The sequence below is a fragment of the Chondromyces crocatus genome (assembly GCF_001189295.1).
Taxonomy (GTDB): domain Bacteria; phylum Myxococcota_A; class Polyangia; order Polyangiales; family Polyangiaceae; genus Chondromyces; species Chondromyces crocatus.
Map to the genome: position 1 here is coordinate 6,621,846 of NZ_CP012159.1, position 17,799 is coordinate 6,639,644.

Here is a 17,799-nt window from a genome sequence, read left to right on the forward strand (position 1 = left end):
GTCGACGAGAAGGTCTGCTTGCACTGGGGGCACCATCGAGCGCGCGAAGGAGGCTGCTCACTCTTCGGTGGTGTCGGAGGTGGCCCATCGCCTGCACTCCCTGTCGCGGGATTGCCGCCACCGGGGACGACGCCAGGGTGCATACGCAGCGTGGAAGGCACCTGGCGAGTTTAATACACCTCGCCCAGACCCGTCGCCTTTGTATGTGCGGACCCAGCCATGGCGCGCTGCAGTTCGATGCATCCACCAGCGAACGCACGTGAGCACAGGCCTCTTGCCACTCGCCATCGTCGGCCTGGTGCGCGGCTCAGCTCTGACGCGGAGCAGCGGAGCCTTCAGCCTTTCGAGATGATGGACGTTGGCTCACCAACGAAAGGAGGGAATTCACACGAAGCGCGGACAAAGAAGTCAGCCCCGGACCGGCTGGTCCAGGGCTCGTTTCAGCAGGAGAGGATGAACTTCCGAAGATGACGTCGTCGACCGGACGGGTCGACGGGCGTGCGGCTCGGGAAGCCCGAGTCCTTCGTCAGATCTCTTCGAGGATCTTCGCTTTGCGTGCCTGGAAATCCTCTTCGGAGATCAGGCCCTTGCTCTTCAGCTCAGCGAGCCGCTGCAACCGCTGCTCGACCGTCTGAGCCCCACCGGCGCCCGCGGCTGCGGCGGGCTGCGGCGCGCCAGGGTACCCTTGCGGAGCGCCCGGATAGCCCTGTGGCGCGCCGGGGTAACCAGGAGGGGCGCCGGGGTAGCCGGGCGGAGCGCCCTGAGGAGGAGCGCCAGGGTAGCCCTGATGCCCGTACCCCTGCTGGTGCGCCGGGTTCATCATGTGCGCCATCCCGACGCCGACGGCCATCTGCGCCCCGAGGCCCGCGACGCCAGCGTCTCCACCTCCCTTGGCCATCCCCTCGCCCGCACCGAGCATTGCCTGCCCTGCGGCGTACTGGTTCCAGCCGCCGGCCATCTGCGTGTAGCGCGCATCCTGACCGAACTTCTGGTCCAGCTCGAACTGCTTCGCCCGCGCCTGATCGGCAGCGATCCCGACCCCGCGCCGAGCCTCGCCGCGCGACTTGTTGGCCTCGCGCAGGAGCTTCTGGTCCTCGGCCGCGAAGTTGATGTTGAAGTTGCCGATCTCCAGCACCCGCACCCCGATCTCCTCGAGGTTCGGCGCCGACTGAACGATGCGGGCGGCCAGCTCCATGCTCATCCCGCCGAGGTTGAGCAGGCTCTTCTGCTGCTGCGCGCAGGTCTGGGCGATCACCGTCTTCACCGACATGAAGAACTTGCCCTTGATCCAGCTCAGGATGACGTCGTTGTCGTTCGCGCCGGCCGCCTGCCCGTGGTAGCCGATGACGAAGCGCACCGGGTCCACCACCACCAGCGAGAACTCGCCGAAGATGCGGGGCGTGACGAACTCGTAGAGGATCGGATCCTCCATCGACTCCAGGGGACCGCCGAACGGCAGACCGCGCACGGGCTGGGTCTTCACGAAGAAGACCTCCGCGATGAACACGTCCCCGCCCGTGAACTTGTTCACGAGGTTGTTCAGGAACGGGATGTTCTGGCTCTGCAGCGTGTGCCGGCCGGGCGGTAGATGACCGACGTAGCGCCCGTCCTTGAAGAACAGGGCACACTCGTCGCTATCGACGGTGAGCTGCGACCAGAAGGGGATGTTCTGATCCGGATGCTTGTAGACGATGAGATGTTTCAGTGCATCCGGGCGCGCGATCATCATCTCGCGGACGCCGCTCTTGACGAAATCCAGAATCCCCATGTCGCGCTCCCTTTCGCTTCTTCCCGCCCGCTTCCGTGACGCGCGCCTTGCGGGCGTACGGCCGCCTCAAGATAATCCCCCCCGGTCGGGTCAGCAATGCCCCGGCGAACACAGAAGGACCAACATTCGATGATCCCGCCGATCGACATGGGCACGCTCTCCCCGCCCGCCCAGAAGATCGCCCAGCCCGCCGCACCGCAAAAACTGCAGGAAATGGCCGCCCGCGGGGTCGCCCCAGGCATGAAGCCGGGGGAACTGACCACCGTCCTCGTGCTCCTCACCACGAGCGAGCGGGCCTCCGTACGCGAGACGGCGGAGCGCACCCTGGCCGCCCTCCCCGATCCCATCCTGACGGGGGCACTCGGCAGCGACCTCCCGCCCCTCGTCGTCGACCACCTCGCCAGGCTGTACCCCGCGCGGCCCCCCGTGCTCGAGAAGCTCCTGGCGATGCCCCGCATCGACGCGGAGACGCTCCTCCACCTCGCGTCCACCGGCAACGAGACGGTCACCGAGCTCATCGCCGTCAACGAGGAGCGCCTCCTGAAGAACCCGCGCGTCATCGAGCGGCTCTACCTGAACAAGAACACCCGCATGTCGACGGCCGATCGTCTCATCGATCTCGCCACCCGGAACCAGGTCGAGCTGACCGGGATCCCTGCCTGGCGAGAGGCGAGCACCGCCATCAAGGAGGAACTCATCGCCGAAGCTTCGGACGAGCCGACCCCCGACGACATGCTCTTCCAGGAGACGGATGCGCTCGCCGAGCAGCTCACCGACGACAACCAGGGGAGCGATACGCACAAGGAAGACGAGGAGGGCAAGGAGCACGTCGAGGAGAAGTTCCTCCCGCTCTACAAGCGCCTCGCCGACATGACCATCTCCCAGCGCATCCGCCGCGCCATGCTCGGCACCCGCGAGGAGCGCATGCTCCTCGTCCGCGACACCAACCGCCTCGTCGCCAGCGCTGCCGTCCGCAGCCCTCAGATGCAAGAGGACGACATCGCCCTCATCAGCCGCAACCGCAACATCTCGGACGAGGTGCTCCGGGTCATCGCCACCACGGCCGAGTGGATGAACAGCTACACCATCAAGAAGAGCCTGGTCGAGAACCCTCGGACCCCGGTCATGGTCGCGACCAAGATGGTGCCGCTCCTCCGCGAGTCGGACCTCAAATCGATCTCCAAGAGCAAGAACGTCACGTCGCCGGTGAAGGACGCCGCGCGCCGCCACCTCGACCGACGCAAATGAAGATGCCTCCTCCCTGCCTGCCTGTGCCTTCTCTTCTCCTCTCACGACGAGCCCACGCGCGATGAGCGACCTGGTCCGATTCGGCGTGGCCATGGACCGCAGCCTGCTCGGCGACTTCGATCGGCGCATCGCCGGAAGGGGTTACGAGAACCGCTCCGAAGCCCTCCGCGATCTCATCCGCGCCGACCTCACCCGCGCCGCGTTCGAGGGAGGCGCCCGCGTCGCCGCGACCCTCACCCTGGTCAGCACCCCCTCCGCTCGCGAAAACGGTGGGCGGCTTGCCGAGATCGAGCGCGAGAACGCCTCCCTCATCGTCGCAAGCCTCGTCGTCCCCCTCGACCGGGAGCGCACCATGCAGGTCACCGCGCTGCGCGGCCGCGCCTCCGATCTCGCGGCCATGGCGGGACAGATCGGTGGCCTCAAGGGCGTCCTCTCCTGCGAGCTGTCCGTTGCTGCCCCACTCCCGGAGCCAGCGTGAGCGCCCCTCGCCGCGTCCTCGTCGTGGGCGCCACGGGCCACCTCGGCAGCGCCATCGCCCGCGCGCTCGCGCGCCGCGGCGACCAAGTCGTCCTCACCGCCCGCGACGCCGAGCGCCTCGAAGCGCTCGCCCACGAACTCGCGCACCTCACCATCCCTCACCCGCCGCCCCCCCGCATGATCAGCGCCGACCTCCGCGCCCCCGAAGGACCGGCGCACCTCGCCGACGCCGTCCTCGCCACGGGTGGCCTCGACGACCTCGTGCTCGCCGGCGGCCCCTTCCCACGCACCCCCTTGAACGCCCTCTCCCGGGAAGCGCTCCTCGACGCCCTCACCGTGCACACCGTCGCACCGCTGCTCCTCGCGAACGCCCTCGCCGAGCAGCTCACCCTCAGCAACGGCGCCATCGTCGCCCTCAGCGATGCGGGCGTGACCCGCCCTTACCCCAACCACCTCGCCTACCTCGCCGCCAAAGGCGCCCTCGAAGCCGGCCTCCGTGCCCTCGCCACCGAGCTTGCCCCCCGCGTCCGGGTCAACGCCCTCGCCCTCGGCATCGTCACCGATCCCGAGTCCGGCCACGATCCCGCCCGCGCCACCCGCCTCGCCGCCCGCACCCCCATGGGGCGCTTCGGCACCCCGGAAGAGGTCGCCCACGCCACCCTCGCCTTGCTCGATGCCACCTGGACCACCGGCGAAGTCTGGGGCGTCGGCCGCTGAAGCCAGCTCGTTCGCCGACAGCGGCAGCGATCACACGCCACCGAGCCCCCTCACCTCCCTCGCGCTACGCCTTTCGATTTCGAATCCGCAACAGCACCGCCCGCGCCGTCGTCGAGAGCCCCTGTGGATCGAGCGCCGCTTCCATGGCCCGCAGCCGCAGCGCCCGCTCGTAAGCCTCGGCCCGTCCTGCCTCGTCCAGATCGTACCAGGCCGGATGCGACTGGATGTTCCCGTGCGGATCCCGCCCCCGGAACGCGCCAGCCGCGGCCTCGATCAGCCGCTCCCGCTCCTCGTCGCTCCCGCTCGGCGGATCCGACGGCGTGCTCATGACAGCTCCACCGCCAGGTCGACCTGCTGACGCTCCAGGCACTCCGCCAGGAGCTTCCGCGCCCGCGTGAAGTTCTGCAGGAAGGTGTTCGTCTTCATCCCGAGACGCGCGGCGATCACCTCGTCAGGCTCGGATCCCCCTGACGAAAGCCGCGCCATCAGAACCTCTGCGGGCTTCCCTGGCAGCTTCTCGCGGCACGCTTCGATCACCCGCCGCAGCAGCGGATCGGGGCCCACCGGCATCACCTCCCCTTCGCTCGCGGCGAGCGCCCGCTCGATCGCCTCATCTTCCACGGGCGTCGCGCGCGCACGGCGCACCTCATCGACGGACAGGTTACGCGCGATCCGCAGTGCCACCCGGAACAGGCTGTTGGGACGACCATCCGGCGTGTGCCGCGGCGCCACCTGCCACACCCGCAGCAGCGCCTCCTGAAGCACCGCCTCCACGTCGACCCGCGCCGCGAACGAGCGCAACGACGACCGCAATGCCGGCTCTGCCCCGGCGAGCCACTGCCCGAAGGCGTCCGCATCACCGTCGGCGATGGCGGTCAGGTGAGCGTCCAGGTCCAGCATCGAAGGCCTGAGCATGCCACGAAGTGGACCCCAGGTCCCCGCTCCTGTCGGCCGACCGAACGAGGATTCGCATCCAGGGTCCAGACGCCTGATCTACCCTGAGTCGTCGCTCGACCCTTGGAGGAGTCCCTATGGCGAGAACTGCACCGCTCCCGAACTTCCCCGCCATCCCCGGCATGAACCCCGGAATCTTCATCCTGGGTGGCGGCGGTGGCCACGGCGGTGGCCGCGGCGGCCGTGGCGGAGCGGACGGCCAAGGAGCCGATGGCCAGGGAGGCCAGGGAGGCGACAGCGCCAGCGAGGATGGTCGGGGAGCGGGGGCCTCGGGCACCGGCTCGGGGAGCGGCTGTCCCAACCCGGCACATGGCGGTGGGGGTCAGATCAGCGCCGGCGATCCCGTCGACGTGGCGACCGGTCGCGTGTCCACCATCCCCGCCGTGGACCTCGTGTTACCCGGTCCGATGCGGCTCGTCCTCACGCGGGAGTACTCCTCCTTCGCCGTCGAGCGCGACGTCGGCCTCGGCTTCGGGTGGACCCACGCGCTCGCCTGGGAGATCGAGGAACGCCGCCGCCATCTCGTCCTGTGGCGGGGAAACGGCACACGCGAGCAGATCCCGCGCCCCGAACCCGGCAGGTCGACATGGCTCTCGCCTGCGCGCTCGATCGCCTCCGAGGAAGGGTTCTACGTCCTGCGGGACGAGCACGGGTGGAACCGCTATTTCCGGCGGGTCGGCTCCGGGGATCGCTACCTGCTGTTCCGCATCCAGAACCGGTGGGACCACCGGATCGAGCTGGAATACGATCAGGATGGCCAGCTCAGCACGATCACGGATGCGGTCTTCCGAGCAGTCCACGTCCGCCGTCACAGCTCTGGACGCATCGCCGCCTTCGAGGTGCGCAACGGCCCCCCCGGTGCGGAGTACGTGCGCTTCTACTCCTACCGGTACGACGACGCGGGAGACCTCGTGGAGGTAAAGGATGCCGAGGGCGCGGTCACCCGGTATCGCTACGGCGACCACCTGCTCACGCACGTCGTCCACGCTGACGGGCTGACCGTCCGGCACCGATACGACGAGCAACGTCGCTGTGTCGAGACGTGGGCGGAGTACCCGGAGGGTCGAGATCCCAGCCTCGACGAAGGGGTCGCCGAGGTCCTCGCGGACGGGAGGACGGTCGCCAAAGGCGTCCTCCACTGCACGATCGACTACCACGGCGACGTCACCGAGGTCGTCGATTCACGGCAGCTCCGACGCTACGTCATCAACGAGCACAAGAAGGTCGACAAGGGCTGCTGGGGAAGCGCCGTCTGGACCCAGACGTACGATCCCTGGGGCAACCTCGCCTCCTCGACCGACCCGGAGCTGGCGACGTGGTGCTGGAAGCGGGATGACTGGGGACGCGTCGTGACGTCACAGGATCCCATGGGGAACACGACCGAACTCGAGTACGACGAGATGGGGAACCTCGCCGTCATCCGTGACGCCCTCGGCGTGGCGACGCACTACGAGCACGACGACCGGGGAGCGCTCACCCGCGTGTGGGACGACCTCGGGGACATCGTCCAGTACCGCCATGATGGCCTGGGCCACCTCGTCGAGGCGCTGATGCCGAATGGTGGCACGACACGAATGGCGTACGACGCCCACGGCAACCGGATCGAGATCGTCGAGCCAAACGGCGGGGTGCGTCGTATCCGGTACGACTACCTGGGCCGCGTCCTCGCCCACGTCGACCCAGCCGGCGGAGAGACGCGGTACGCTTATCATCTCTCCGGACGCCTCCACACGGTGATGTACCCGAACGGCGGTATGGAGGTGTTCGAGCACGATCCCGTCGGGCGAGTCCGGCGCATCCGCGACGCGAACGATCGCGTCTTCGAGCTGCGCTGGGGGGGCTACGACGTGATCCACGAGGTGGTCCGACCAGACGGTCGTTCCATCAAGCTCCGCTACGATCGCGAAGGCGACCTCCTCCGGGTCATCAACGAGGCGGGAGAGGAGCAACGGTACGAGCGCAGCGCCTCGGGCCGCATCATCGGCGAGCGCACCTTCGACGGGCGCCACTACGCCTACCGGCACGACGCCGCGGGTCGCGTGACGCAGGTGCGGAGCGCCGGCCTGCAGACCTGGAACTACACGTACGATGCGTGCGGGCGCCTCGTACGTCGCGAGCATCCCGACGGCGCGCTCGACGAGATCGATCGCGATCCTCTCGGACGCGTGGTCGCAGCGCGAGCCGCCGGCATCGAGTGCTTGCTCACCTACGACGCGCGGGGGGTCCTGACCCGCGAGACGGTGCTTGGCTCGGTCGAGACCAGCGTCGTCGACTACGTCAATGATCTGCTCGGCAAGCCCGCCGAGGTGCGCTCGTCCCTCGGCTTCCACGAGAAGGTCGCTCGGGACCCCATGGGGAGCCCGACGCGCATCCAGCTCGGAGACCACCATGCGATCCGCTTCGATTACGATCCGTGCGGCACCGAGGTGCGACGAGAACTGCCCGGGGGGGGAGCCATCCTCTCCGCGCCCGAGGCCTTCGGGCTGCTCGCTCATCGGCGCGTCACCCTCGCGGGGAGCTTCGATCTCGCGGGTGAACCGGACTGGATCGGGCCGGTCCCCCCTGGAACGGTCTGGCAGAAAAGCTTCTCTTACAGCCGCGGAGGTGAGCTGAACGCAGAACACGATCCGCGGTATGGCTCCACGCGTTACGAACACGACCCCCTGGGGCAGCTCGTCGCGGTGATCCCCCCCGACATGCAGGCATCGATGTTCGGATACGACGAGTCCGGCAACCGCTTCGCGTCGCAGGGAGAACGCTACGAGCCAGGGGGGAAGCTGAGCGCACGCGGGGCGTTCGAGTACATCTACGACGCCGAGGGCGCGCTCATCGAGCGACGAGATCGGAAGGGAGCCGACCCTCCCTGGCGGTATTGCTGGTCTGGTGCTGGTCTCCTCGAGGCGATCGAGCGGCCCGACGGCGTCAAGATATCCTTCCTCTATGACGCGTTCGCGCGTCGGGTGTCGAAGAAGATCGAGGGACCTGGCGACGTCGCCCAGGTCCACAGGTACGTGTGGAGCGGCGACGCACTCCTGCACGAGGTCCGCCAGTACGTGTCCAGCAGCGGCGAGCCCGCGGTCGAGGTGCGCACATACTGCCATGGTCCCAACGCCTCGGTGCCGATGGCACAGCGCACCGACCTCGAGATCGGCGGGCGCAAGGAAGAGGGAGCATGGGAGTTCCTCGTGACCGACGCCAACGACGCCCCGGATGCCATCGTCTCCGGGCGCGGAGAGATCCTCGCGGAGATCCACATGGACGCCTGGGGCAAGGTCACCCCGGCGACCCGCTCGGCGACGCCGTTCCGCCACCCGGGACAGTACGAGGATCGAGAGACCGGCCTTTTCTACAACCGGTACCGCTATTACGACCCGGATCTCGGCAGGTACATCAGCCCAGATCCCATCCGGCTCCAGGGATCCCTGCGCGGCTATACGTACGCCGACAACCGCCCCGAGACGGCCATCGATTCCGATGGTCTGCAGACGACCGTCACCATCACCCGCCGCGACGGCACGACGGTCGAGCGCAGCCAGGGCGACGAGCAGCCCTACCACGTCGCTGTCGATCGAGCGCTGTCCCCCTGCACCGCGCACACCGCAGGCGCACCGCGTGTCGTACCAGAGACGGCCAGCGCCGCAGAGTCTGGCGGCCGACGCCCTTCGGCCTGCGCCGAGCCGGCAGCGCTGTCCGGGCACCTCCGGGACTGGGAGACCCGCAATTGCCCACCGCGCGCCCCGATTCATCCGGATTCCGATGACGGCCGCCGCTCCCTCGGCGATGCCCTCGACGAGATCAGCCCGGAGAACGGGATCGCCGCGCGCGATCAAGCCAGCAACCCCATGGCTCCTTGCGCCAACTGCAGCCAGTCGATTCCGAACCTCTGGGGCCTGACCGGACCGGGCGCACGCCCCCCCAGGGACGTGATCGCGCCTGGCTATTCGCCCCAGACCATTGCTGCCATGAACCGCGCCGCGGCAGCGAACAGGCCGATGGACCCAGGTCCCCCGACGCAGCGATTCACCCCGCCACAGGCATCGACACCGAGCTACAACCAGCGGCTGCGCGACCACAACCAGCGGACCGGAGACAACCGCGTGGTGAACACCTGGAATCCGACCTCGGGTTGGGGCTCTCAAGCGCCATGACCGTCGCGTCCCCGCTCTCCGAACGCGCCCTTCGCTTCCTCGTCGCACGCGGCTGCATGCCACCCGGCTGGAGCCGCGAGCGGCTGGACGACTGGCTCATCCGCCATCAGATCCCCCCCTTCGCGTCCCTCATCGCCTGGGAGCAGGCCCTGAACGACGTCCGCGAGCGCTTCTACCTCCCTCGCAGCGCCTGCAGCGCCACCCCTCAAGGCTGCCGGCAACGGATGTCGAACCGCCTCGTGGCGTTCAGCAGCTACGAGGCCTGGACCATGAAGCTCGCGTCCGGTGCCCCCCCTGTCCTCGAACGCGACGGAGCGACGCTGGTGCGCTTCGGTTCCGCGGCGCTCGGCCGACATCTCTACCTCGACGAAACGGGCCACGTCATCGAACTCAGCCCTCCCAACCTCTCGCGTGCTCGCATGGTGGCGCGGACGCCCTTCATCCACCTCGAGCGCGAAGTTCTCCGCACCATCACCCGCGAGGCGCCCGCGGAGCTGCGCTGCGAGGGCGACGTCGCGGAGCGGCTCGCGGACGCGCTCGACGTCCACACCCTCCCTGAAGCCTCCGACGACCTCGAGCAGATCAACGGAAACGACCACATCATCGTCCAGCAGACGAACCCCTGGTACGCGACCGTCTTCCTCCTCGACGTGGCCGAGGCCCCGAAGCTCGTGCGGGTCCTCGCAGAACTGGGCACACGCGCCCGGATCCACGGCCCCGCGCCCACCCTCGCCCTCGAACCCCTGGATGCGGCGCCTCCTCTCCCGACGCCCGTGGCGGGCGCCGTACAGCTCTGGAGCTTCGGCCACACCCGCGGCGCCATCTCCCTCGAAGCCGACGCACTGGTGCAGATCACCGGGCGCACGACGGAGGCCCGCCGCCTCGTCGTCGCCCCCGCGTCCCCCCCGATCGAGCACCGCCGCTGCTTGCTCGCCGACGCCGCTCTTCAGGACTTCTCCCCTCGCGCGCGTGACTACCTGCGGGCGATGCGGGCGCGACGCGATCCCATCGAGATCCCCGAGGGCGACGAGCTGGAAGAGGCGCTCGCACGCTGGGGCCTCCGCTCTTACGACGCCCTTCGGCAGGCGAACGCCACCTGGGGCGGGTTTGCCTGGGGCGACGAGCCACCGAACCAGATCGGCACCCTCGCCTTGCTCACCGCGTACTTTCCCTTCCCGGAGCAGCCGCTTCCCCCACGCCTCCCGGGCAGCCCGCGCGACCTCGGCCTCTCCTGGGAAGGCCGCGAGCTGGTGATGATCGGTGCGACGCCGAGCACCACGATGTACCTGGATCACGACGGGACGCTCATCGAGCACGAGGCCACGGTCGACCAGCTCTTTCCGAGCGCGTCCAGCCTGCGCCACCGCATCGAGTTCGAGGCCGCCCTGGAGACGGTCACGGGACAGAAGGGCCAGTTCCTGGAGCACGCGCTCCCCGGATCCATCGGCGCCCCCCTCGCCCACGCGCTGGGGTTGCCGGCCGTCCCCGAGGCCAGCGACGCCATCCGGTCCTGGTGGATCGGCGAGCACGTGTCCATCCAGGAGCTGTTCGCTCCTCTCTCCGGTGAGCGCATGACCGTGGTCTTCGCCACGGACGACGACCAGCTCGCCCACGCCATCCAGCTCGCCGAGGCCGCGGAGCAGACACGCGGGACCGATCCGGGGGGGTGAACGCCGTGGACCCATCCCCCCCCGACCCCGGACGCTCACAGGGTGATGTGCAGCGTCTCTTCCCCTCGACGCAGGCTCACCCGCAGCAGCCGCGCCCCGAGCGGCTTCTCCAGCGCCACCGCGAGCCGCACCACCTGCCCTGGCGCGATCTGGCCCGCCCGCGTCGACGACGTGAGCACCGCCCGCACGACCAGCCGAGAGCCATCGTCCAGGAACAGCTCCACCTCGCCCTCCGGTGACCAGCCGAGCGACGACCCTTCCACGGTCGCTTGCAGCACCAGCACGTCTCCCTTCTGGAGCACCACCCGGCCCTGGAGTGTGCGCTCCGAGAGATCGCGCTGCGGCGCGTCGTCCTCCATCTCCGCAGCGTCGTCCTCCATCTCCGCAGCGTCTTCCTTCATCTCCGGAGCGAGGAGCACCGGAGCGGCCGTCTCCGGCTCCATCGGCGGGGCGTCCATGAAGCGCCCCGTCGCATCCTCCAGATCCGACGGCCCTCCGCGGTGAAAGCTCTCGGCTTCCTCCGCCAGACTCGGCGGCGCCGACGCCACGGCCCGCTTCCTCGAGGCGAACGCAGACCCGTCGTCCGACGCAAACGCCCCCTCGTCCGGTCGCCTCACCGAGCTCCGCGCTTTCTCGGCCTTGCCTCCCCCGAACCCCGCGTCCTCCTTCACGCGCCCTCCGCCCCCGAGCGCGGGCGGTGCCGCCCCTTGCGCGCCCGTCGACGCCCGCGCCTCCGCGCGCATCCCCACCTGCGCCGGTGGCGGCGGCGGCGCCCCGGGCATGCTCATCTTGCCCTTCGCCATGGGCGCAGGCGCAGGCGCGCTCGGCGCCATCACCGCCCTCCGAGGCATCATCGCGCCCAGCCTCGGCGCCTCCTCGGCCAGCACCCCGGGCCCAGCCGACGTCGCCCGCAGCCCGACACCTTCCGCGCTCACCCCGAACGGCAGTTCGTGCGGCATCCGCTCCTGCCGTGTCGGCGCCCCCGGATCCACCATCACCTCCGACGACACCGCCACCCACGACGTCACCCGCGTCGCGATCTGGAACGCGATCCCGACCTTCTCCAGCGCGGCATCGATCTCCTCCCGCGGCGCTCCCCCCCCGAGCCGCATCTCCAGATCCTCCGCCGCCTCTCGCCCGAACAGCGCCCCCGCCGCCGAACTCCCCTCACCGCGCACCGTCGCCGGCACCTTCACCCGCTGCTCCCAGCCCCCGGTCGCCGTCCTGCCCTGCACCAGCAGCTCGCCCCCCTCCGGCCGCAGCGACACCCCCACCAGCGCGGGCGCCCCTGCGAACAGATCCGGCAACCGCGCAGGCGCGTGCCCCAGCACGGCCGACCCGCCGATCGACAGCTCCACCACGAGCGGCGCCCGCGTCCGCCGCAGCACCCGCTGCGCCGCCGGCTCCGGATCCTCCCGCAGCCCGATCACCACCTCGATCCCCCGCCCTGCGCGCGCCGCCGGCCCGGTCAGCGACCGGTTCACCGCCGACCCGACCCCCACCGTGTGCAGCCGCGATCCCGCCGGCAGCCGCTGCAGGATTGCCGCCACCACCTCCGCCTCGAACCCGATCTGCCCGTCGGTCACCAGCACCACCTGCCGCTGCACCTCCGCGCGCAGCCCGTGGAGAGCGCTCAAGATCGCCTCCGTCATCTCGGTGCTCCCGCTCGCGCGCAGCCCCTCCAGCCAGGCGATCACCGACCGCTTCACCTCCTCGGTCGCGAACACCGGCTCCTTCTGGAACCGCCGCGCCTGGCTCGAGAACTCGATCAGCTCGATCCGGTCCTCCGCGCGCAGCGACCGCACCAGCGCCGACGTCACCCGCACCGCCTGCGAGAGCGGCTCACCGCCCATCGACCCGCTCGTATCGAGCAGCACGATCATGTCCCGCGCCACCGAGCGCATCGCCGCCTCGCTCGCAGGCGGCACCAGCGTCAGCAACCCGTAGGCTGCCTCGTCGCCGGCGGCCCGGCCCTCCACCGGACGCCCCACATCGAGCGACACCCCCACTTCCGGCGTCGCCACCGGCCACTCCACCACCAGATCCCGATCGAGCCGCGCGCCCTCGCGCAGCGTCACCACCGCGCCCTCCAGCCCTCGTGACGACACCTCGACCGCGTGCGATGGCGACGCCGGTTTCCCACCGCCGGGCAGCGCGTCCCGGATCACGCAGACCAGCGACGCCCGCGCCGCGAGCGGCCCGTCCGCCACGTCCTGCGCCACCCGACCCGCGTCTTCCACCCGCCCCGGCTCGCCCAGGTACCGTGGCGCGACCACCGTCGGGAACCGCCACGCCCATGCCCCTCCACGCGCGCGGCCGGCGCCGCCCTCTGCCTCGGCGCCCACGCCCTCGTCGGTCCCCTCCAGCCACACGAGCCGCTGATCGAGCGTCACCTCCGCCACCACCTCCGCGCCGGGCGGGATGTTGCCGATCGCCTGCGTGAACAGGCTCGACCGCTCCTGCTCCAGCAGCGCCGCGCTCCGCCCTTCCACGAGCGCCTCCTCGTACCGCGCCCGCGCCTTCATCCGCCCATCGACCTCACCGACGATGCGGCGCCCCCCCACCCGGAACGCGAACCCGCTCACCGCCGCGTCCGCGGGCAGCGGCAAGCTGTACGTCACCTCCAGCGGCTCGGCCCACGCGTTCCGGAACGTCTGCTCCAGCACCACCTGCGCCACCCCACCCCGCGCGTCGACCGACACCGTGGTCCCGAGCAGCGGGAGGACACGCCCTCCCGTGGCGACGAGACGGGCGCCGCTCGAGGGCGCCGAGACGGTGAACGGCTTCGCTTGCGATCCTGCGGTCGTCGCGCTCATGGGCATCATCATGGCTCTCTCTTTTCCTTGCTGACCTTCGCGTCTTGCTGGCCTTCACGTGACCAACGAGCGAGGCCCCCGACCAGTGACAGAAAAAACGGGAGCCCTTCGATCTCGTGCAGCCCCCCCCGACCCCCTCACCACCGCATCCCCCCCTGGACCTCCAGCGCGCAATCCTTCTCGACAGCGCGCTCGTTCCCCCTCAAGACCTTGACCGCCATCAGATCTCGATGTGCCAGTCCACGTCGCCTCGTCGCAGGGTCACCCGGCGCAGCGGTGACGCGAGCGGCGCGTCCAGCTTCATGAACAGCCGCAGCTCCTCCGCGCGTTCGAGGCGCATCGCGGGTGTCGTCAGGCGGGACTCTGCTTTCACGATCACCACGGATCCATCTTCCAGGTGAAGCTCCACGTCACCTTCGGGAATCCAGTCGAAGTACATGGCCTCCGCTTTCGCTCGCACGAGCAGGACATTGGGCTTCTGTATCGACACCCAGCCGCGGAGCGTGATCACGTCGCGCTCGGGAGGCGCCCCGTACACCGGCCCGCCTCCGTACACCGGCCCGCCTCCGTACACCGGCCCGCCCCCGTACGCCGGACCGCCTCCGTACACTGGCCCGCCTCCGGCTGCGCCGTAGGACGCCATCGCCCCACCTCGCCCATCCAGGCTCGACGCCATGGGCGCCATCGCCGCCACCATGGGCGCCATCGCCGCCACCATCGGCCCCCGCAGACCCACCCCTTCTGCACTCACCCCGAACGGCAGCTCGTGCGGCATCCGCTCCTGCCGAGTCGGCGCCCCTGGATCCACCGTCACCTCCGACGACACCGCCACCCATGACGTCCTCCGCGTCGAGATCTGGAACGCGATGCCCAGCGTCTTCAGCGCCGCGTCGATCTCCTCGGAAGGCGCCCCACCACCGCGCTGCGTCTCCAGATCCTCGGCGGACTCCCGCCCGAAGAGCGCGGCGGCCGCCTGACTCCCCTCACCTCGGCCCGTCGGCGGCACGGTGACCTGCTGCGCCCAGCTCCCCTCCGCCGTCCTCCCTTGCACCAGCAGCTCACCCCCCTCCGGCCGCAGTGACACCGCCACCAGCGCCGGGGCCCCGGCGAACAGATCCGGCAGCGCGGCCGGCGCGTGCGCGAGCACCGCCGACCCCGTGATCGACAGATCCACCACGAGCGGGGCCCGCGTCCGCCGCAGCACCCGCTGCGCTGCAGGTTCCGGGTCCTCGCCCAGGCCGACCACCACCTCGATCCCCCTCCCTGCGCGCGCCGCCGATGCCGTCAGCGAGCGGTTCACCGACGACCCCACCCCGACGGTGTGGACACGCGAGCTGGACGGCAGGCCCTTCGCGATGGCCGACACCACCTCCGCCTCGAACCCGATCTGCCCGTCGGTCACCAGCACCACCTGCCGCTGCGCCTCCGCGCGCAACCCGTGGAGCGCCTCCAGGATCGCATCGCGCATCTCGGTGCTTCCCCAGGCGCGCAGCCCGTGCAGCCAGGCGATCGCCTCCTGCTTCACCTCTGCGGTCGCGAAGCTCGGCGCGGACCTCCAGCGCCGCGCCTGCACGGAGAACTCGATCAGCTCGATCCGATCCTCCGCGCGCAGCGACATCACCAGCGCCGAGACCACCCGCACCGCCTGCGCCAGAGGCTCCCCTTCCATGGATCCGCTCGTGTCGAGCAGCACGATCAGATCACGCACCACCGGCTGGAGGGCTCCATCACCTGCTGGGGGCAGCAGCGTCAACACGCCGTACGCCGCCTCGTCCCCGCTGACCCGGCCCTCGGGCGGTCGCCCCCGGTCGAGCGACGCGCCCACCTCCGGCATCGCCGCCGGCCATGCGACCACCACGTCCCGATCCAGCCGCGCCCCCTCGCGGAGGGTCACCACCACCCCCTCGGACCCCCGCGGCGAAACCTCGATGCCATGCGAGGTCGACGTCGGCACCCCGCCCATGGGCAGCACGTCCCGGATCACACAGCGGAGGGATGCCCTCGCCTGGATGGCCCCTTCGGCGACGTCCTGCACCACACGCGCCGCGTCGTCCACCCGCCCGGGCTCCCCCAGGTATCGCGGCGCGACCACCGTCGGAAAGCGAAAGGCCCACGACCCTCCGGGTCCCCCCCCGTCCGCATGGACCTCTCCCTCACGCGCCCCCTCGAGCCACAGGAGCCGCTGGTCGAGCACCACCTCCGCCACCACCTCTGCGCCGGGCGGGATGTTGCCGATCGCCTGCGTGAACAGGCTCGACCGCTCCTGCTCCAGCAGCGCCGCGCTCCGCCCTTCCACGAGCGCCTCCTCGTACCGCGCCTGCGCCTCCTCTCGTCCTTCGACCTCGCCCACGACCCGCCGTCCCCCCACCTGGAACGCGAACCCGCTCACCGCGCCGTCCGCGGGCAGCGGCAGGCTGTACGTCACCTCCAGCGGGTCTGCCCAGGGGTTCCGGAACGTCTGTTCCAGCACCACCCGCGCCACCCCGCCCCGCGCATCGACCGACACCGACGTCCCGACCAGCGGAAGCTCTCGATCGCCGGTGGCGACGAGGCGGGCACCGCTCGAGGGCCCCGAGGGGTTGGACGGCTGGGGCCGAGCATCTGCGGTCGTCACGCTCACGGGCATCATCATCGCCTCTCTTTTCCTTGCTGGACCTTCGCGCCTTGCTGGCGCGTCGAGCGCCCAACGAACGAGGCCCCCCACCTGTGACAGAAAAAAATGAGACCCGCTCACGATGGAGCCACGGCAGCTCCAGAGGACCCACGCCCCCTCGGATCTTTCCCTCGTCGGCAGCTCCACCGACGCCGACGTCCCGAAAGTGCGACCCCCTCTGCCATCATCGATGACGGATCCATGCTCTGAGACGTTTCATCTTGCATCAACGCGACCGTTCACATCCCGTGATCCTCCCGGCTCGTGCCCGGGATCGTCTTCGGTGAGCCGGACGATGCGCGATCCAGGGTCTGGATCCGCGTCCACGCGGCACCGGGAAGGGATCGCTTCATGCGCACTGGAATGACACACGCCCTCTCGGGCACGGGGCTGCTCTTGCTCGCCCTGGCCGCATGTTCGAGCAACGGAACCGACGATGTGGGTGGTGGAGGCCAGGCCGCAGGCGGCGGTCAGGGCGGCACCACGACCAGCGGCGGCCCTGGAGGAGCCGGGGGGAGCGAGAGCTCGTGCGTGCCTGGGCCGGGTTCACCTTGCTGCTCTCCCGATGAGACGAGCTGGATCGGGACCATCGATGGCAACGCCGTCGACGGTTGTTACAACGCCACGAGGATCTGGCCAGAGGGCCGTTACCTCGACATGGAGATCGACTTGCAAGGGGTCGTGCGCTTCTACGGCGCCCAGACGTTCACGGAAGACAACGTCGGCAGCCCGGTGTCGGCCTCGAGCATTTTCCGCACCCCCCAGGAGGGGCCGCTCGCTGGCACCTGGTTCTGCTCGGGCCAAGGCACCTCGGTGACCCGGCCGCCCGTCGACTCCTCGGCCGGCACCTCGTACACCCTCGCGTCGCTCTCCCGGCTGGGCACCTGCTCCGGAACGCCCGTTTCCGGGAGCGTGGAGATCTGCAGAGGACCGTCTGGCACCACCTCCTGCTCGGGCTCACGGAGCAGCCTCACGGGGACCATCGACGGGGTCGCCATCGATTTGACGGCCAGCTTCAGCGGGTACAGCTCCTCGGACGATGGAGTCCTCACGACGTGGCGGCCGAGCGTGGATGATTCGGGCTACAGCATCGTGGTGATCAGCCAGCAGAACACCGTCGTCCGTGGCTACATCGTCACGCCCATCGCGGGGCTGGATCGAGGGGCGGTCTACTGCATCGGCGGCGGCACCGCCTCCGTACCGGAACCGGGAAGCGGCGGCTTGCTACGCGCGACGCTCACCGACCTCTCCTTCGTCGGCCGGTGCTCGGAGGCGACCCCCGTCGAAGGGGAAATCTCGGCATCCCGCCCGGCCCCCTGAGGCAACCAGCGACCCGGCCCCGCCGCGC

At 70.1% G+C, this 17,799-nt stretch carries 11 protein-coding genes; 6 read left to right on the forward strand and 5 right to left on the reverse strand.

Annotated features, from left to right (window positions below; genetic code table 11):
* Nucleotides 1-526 precede the first annotated feature (526 nt).
* Entirely contained in the window at nt 527-1,768 is a 1,242-nt protein-coding gene (locus CMC5_RS24045; protein WP_050432614.1) for an SPFH domain-containing protein, read from the reverse strand.
* Nucleotides 1,769-1,897: 129 nt separating this feature from the next.
* On the opposite strand from CMC5_RS24045, the gene CMC5_RS24050 reads away from it, so the two are divergent.
* The 3 genes from CMC5_RS24050 (at nt 1,898) to CMC5_RS24060 (ending at nt 4,210) form a co-directional block, all read left to right on the forward strand.
* Nucleotides 1,898-3,016, forward strand: coding sequence for a hypothetical protein (locus tag CMC5_RS24050; protein WP_050432615.1), 1,119 nt, complete (start codon nt 1,898-1,900; stop codon nt 3,014-3,016).
* 61 nt (nt 3,017-3,077) lie between these two features.
* Nucleotides 3,078-3,494 carry a CopG family ribbon-helix-helix protein gene (locus CMC5_RS24055; RefSeq protein WP_050432616.1) on the forward strand — a complete coding sequence of 139 codons (417 nt, stop codon included), beginning with the start codon at nt 3,078-3,080 and terminating at the stop codon, nt 3,492-3,494.
* Nucleotides 3,491-4,210, forward strand: a complete 720-nt coding sequence (locus CMC5_RS24060; RefSeq protein WP_050432617.1) for an SDR family NAD(P)-dependent oxidoreductase — start codon at nt 3,491-3,493, stop codon at nt 4,208-4,210. The genes CMC5_RS24055 and CMC5_RS24060 overlap by 4 nt, the downstream gene beginning before the upstream one ends.
* Before the next feature lie 64 nt (nt 4,211-4,274).
* Here the strand turns inward: CMC5_RS24060 and CMC5_RS24065 are convergent, their stop codons facing one another.
* Together CMC5_RS24065 and CMC5_RS24070 are read right to left on the reverse strand one after the other, a co-directional pair.
* Nucleotides 4,275-4,538, reverse strand: a complete 264-nt coding sequence (locus CMC5_RS24065; RefSeq protein ID WP_050432618.1) for a hypothetical protein — start codon at nt 4,536-4,538, stop codon at nt 4,275-4,277.
* Complete coding sequence (locus CMC5_RS24070) at nt 4,535-5,110, reverse strand: RNA polymerase sigma factor (protein ID WP_169796636.1); 576 nt, start codon at nt 5,108-5,110, stop codon at nt 4,535-4,537. Before CMC5_RS24070 ends, CMC5_RS24065 begins: the two co-directional genes overlap by 4 nt.
* Before the next feature lie 131 nt (nt 5,111-5,241).
* Between CMC5_RS24070 and CMC5_RS24075 the strand changes: the two genes are divergently transcribed.
* Together CMC5_RS24075 and CMC5_RS24080 are read left to right on the forward strand one after the other, a co-directional pair.
* Nucleotides 5,242-9,312: an RHS repeat-associated core domain-containing protein gene (locus CMC5_RS24075; RefSeq protein WP_050432620.1), complete on the forward strand. Its 4,071-nt coding sequence runs from the start codon at nt 5,242-5,244 to the stop codon at nt 9,310-9,312.
* A complete protein-coding gene (locus CMC5_RS24080) occupies nt 9,309-10,982 on the forward strand; it encodes a hypothetical protein (protein WP_050432621.1) in 1,674 nt (557 codons plus the stop codon). Before CMC5_RS24075 ends, CMC5_RS24080 begins: the two co-directional genes overlap by 4 nt.
* Before the next feature lie 35 nt (nt 10,983-11,017).
* Here the strand turns inward: CMC5_RS24080 and CMC5_RS24085 are convergent, their stop codons facing one another.
* Nucleotides 11,018-13,798, reverse strand: a complete 2,781-nt coding sequence (locus CMC5_RS24085) for a VIT domain-containing protein (RefSeq protein WP_169796637.1) — start codon at nt 13,796-13,798, stop codon at nt 11,018-11,020.
* A gap of 220 nt (nt 13,799-14,018) precedes the next feature.
* On the reverse strand, nt 14,019-16,418 hold the full coding sequence (locus CMC5_RS24090) for a VIT domain-containing protein (protein ID WP_169796638.1): 2,400 nt from the start codon (nt 16,416-16,418) through the stop codon (nt 14,019-14,021).
* 384 nt (nt 16,419-16,802) lie between these two features.
* Here CMC5_RS24090 and CMC5_RS24095 point away from each other — a divergent pair, with 384 nt between their 5' ends.
* Nucleotides 16,803-17,771, forward strand: coding sequence for a hypothetical protein (locus CMC5_RS24095; RefSeq protein WP_156338837.1), 969 nt, complete (start codon nt 16,803-16,805; stop codon nt 17,769-17,771).
* Nucleotides 17,772-17,799 lie beyond the last annotated feature (28 nt).

Bases quoted from the DNA above. Each gene is read 5' to 3' on its own strand.
- CMC5_RS24065 (WP_050432618.1), bottom strand. From the start codon at position 4,538: ATGAGCACGCCGTCGGATCCGCCGAGCGGGAGCGACGAGGAGCGGGAG.
- CMC5_RS24095 (WP_156338837.1), top strand. From the start codon at position 16,803: ATGCGCACTGGAATGACACACGCCCTCTCGGGCACGGGGCTGCTCTTG.
- CMC5_RS24055 (WP_050432616.1), top strand. From the start codon at position 3,078: ATGAGCGACCTGGTCCGATTCGGCGTGGCCATGGACCGCAGCCTGCTC.
- CMC5_RS24085 (WP_169796637.1), bottom strand. From the start codon at position 13,798: ATGAGCGCGACGACCGCAGGATCGCAAGCGAAGCCGTTCACCGTCTCG.
- CMC5_RS24080 (WP_050432621.1), top strand. From the start codon at position 9,309: ATGACCGTCGCGTCCCCGCTCTCCGAACGCGCCCTTCGCTTCCTCGTC.
- CMC5_RS24070 (WP_169796636.1), bottom strand. From the start codon at position 5,110: ATGCTGGACCTGGACGCTCACCTGACCGCCATCGCCGACGGTGATGCG.
- CMC5_RS24075 (WP_050432620.1), top strand. From the start codon at position 5,242: ATGGCGAGAACTGCACCGCTCCCGAACTTCCCCGCCATCCCCGGCATG.
- CMC5_RS24050 (WP_050432615.1), top strand. From the start codon at position 1,898: ATGATCCCGCCGATCGACATGGGCACGCTCTCCCCGCCCGCCCAGAAG.
- CMC5_RS24045 (WP_050432614.1), bottom strand. From the start codon at position 1,768: ATGGGGATTCTGGATTTCGTCAAGAGCGGCGTCCGCGAGATGATGATC.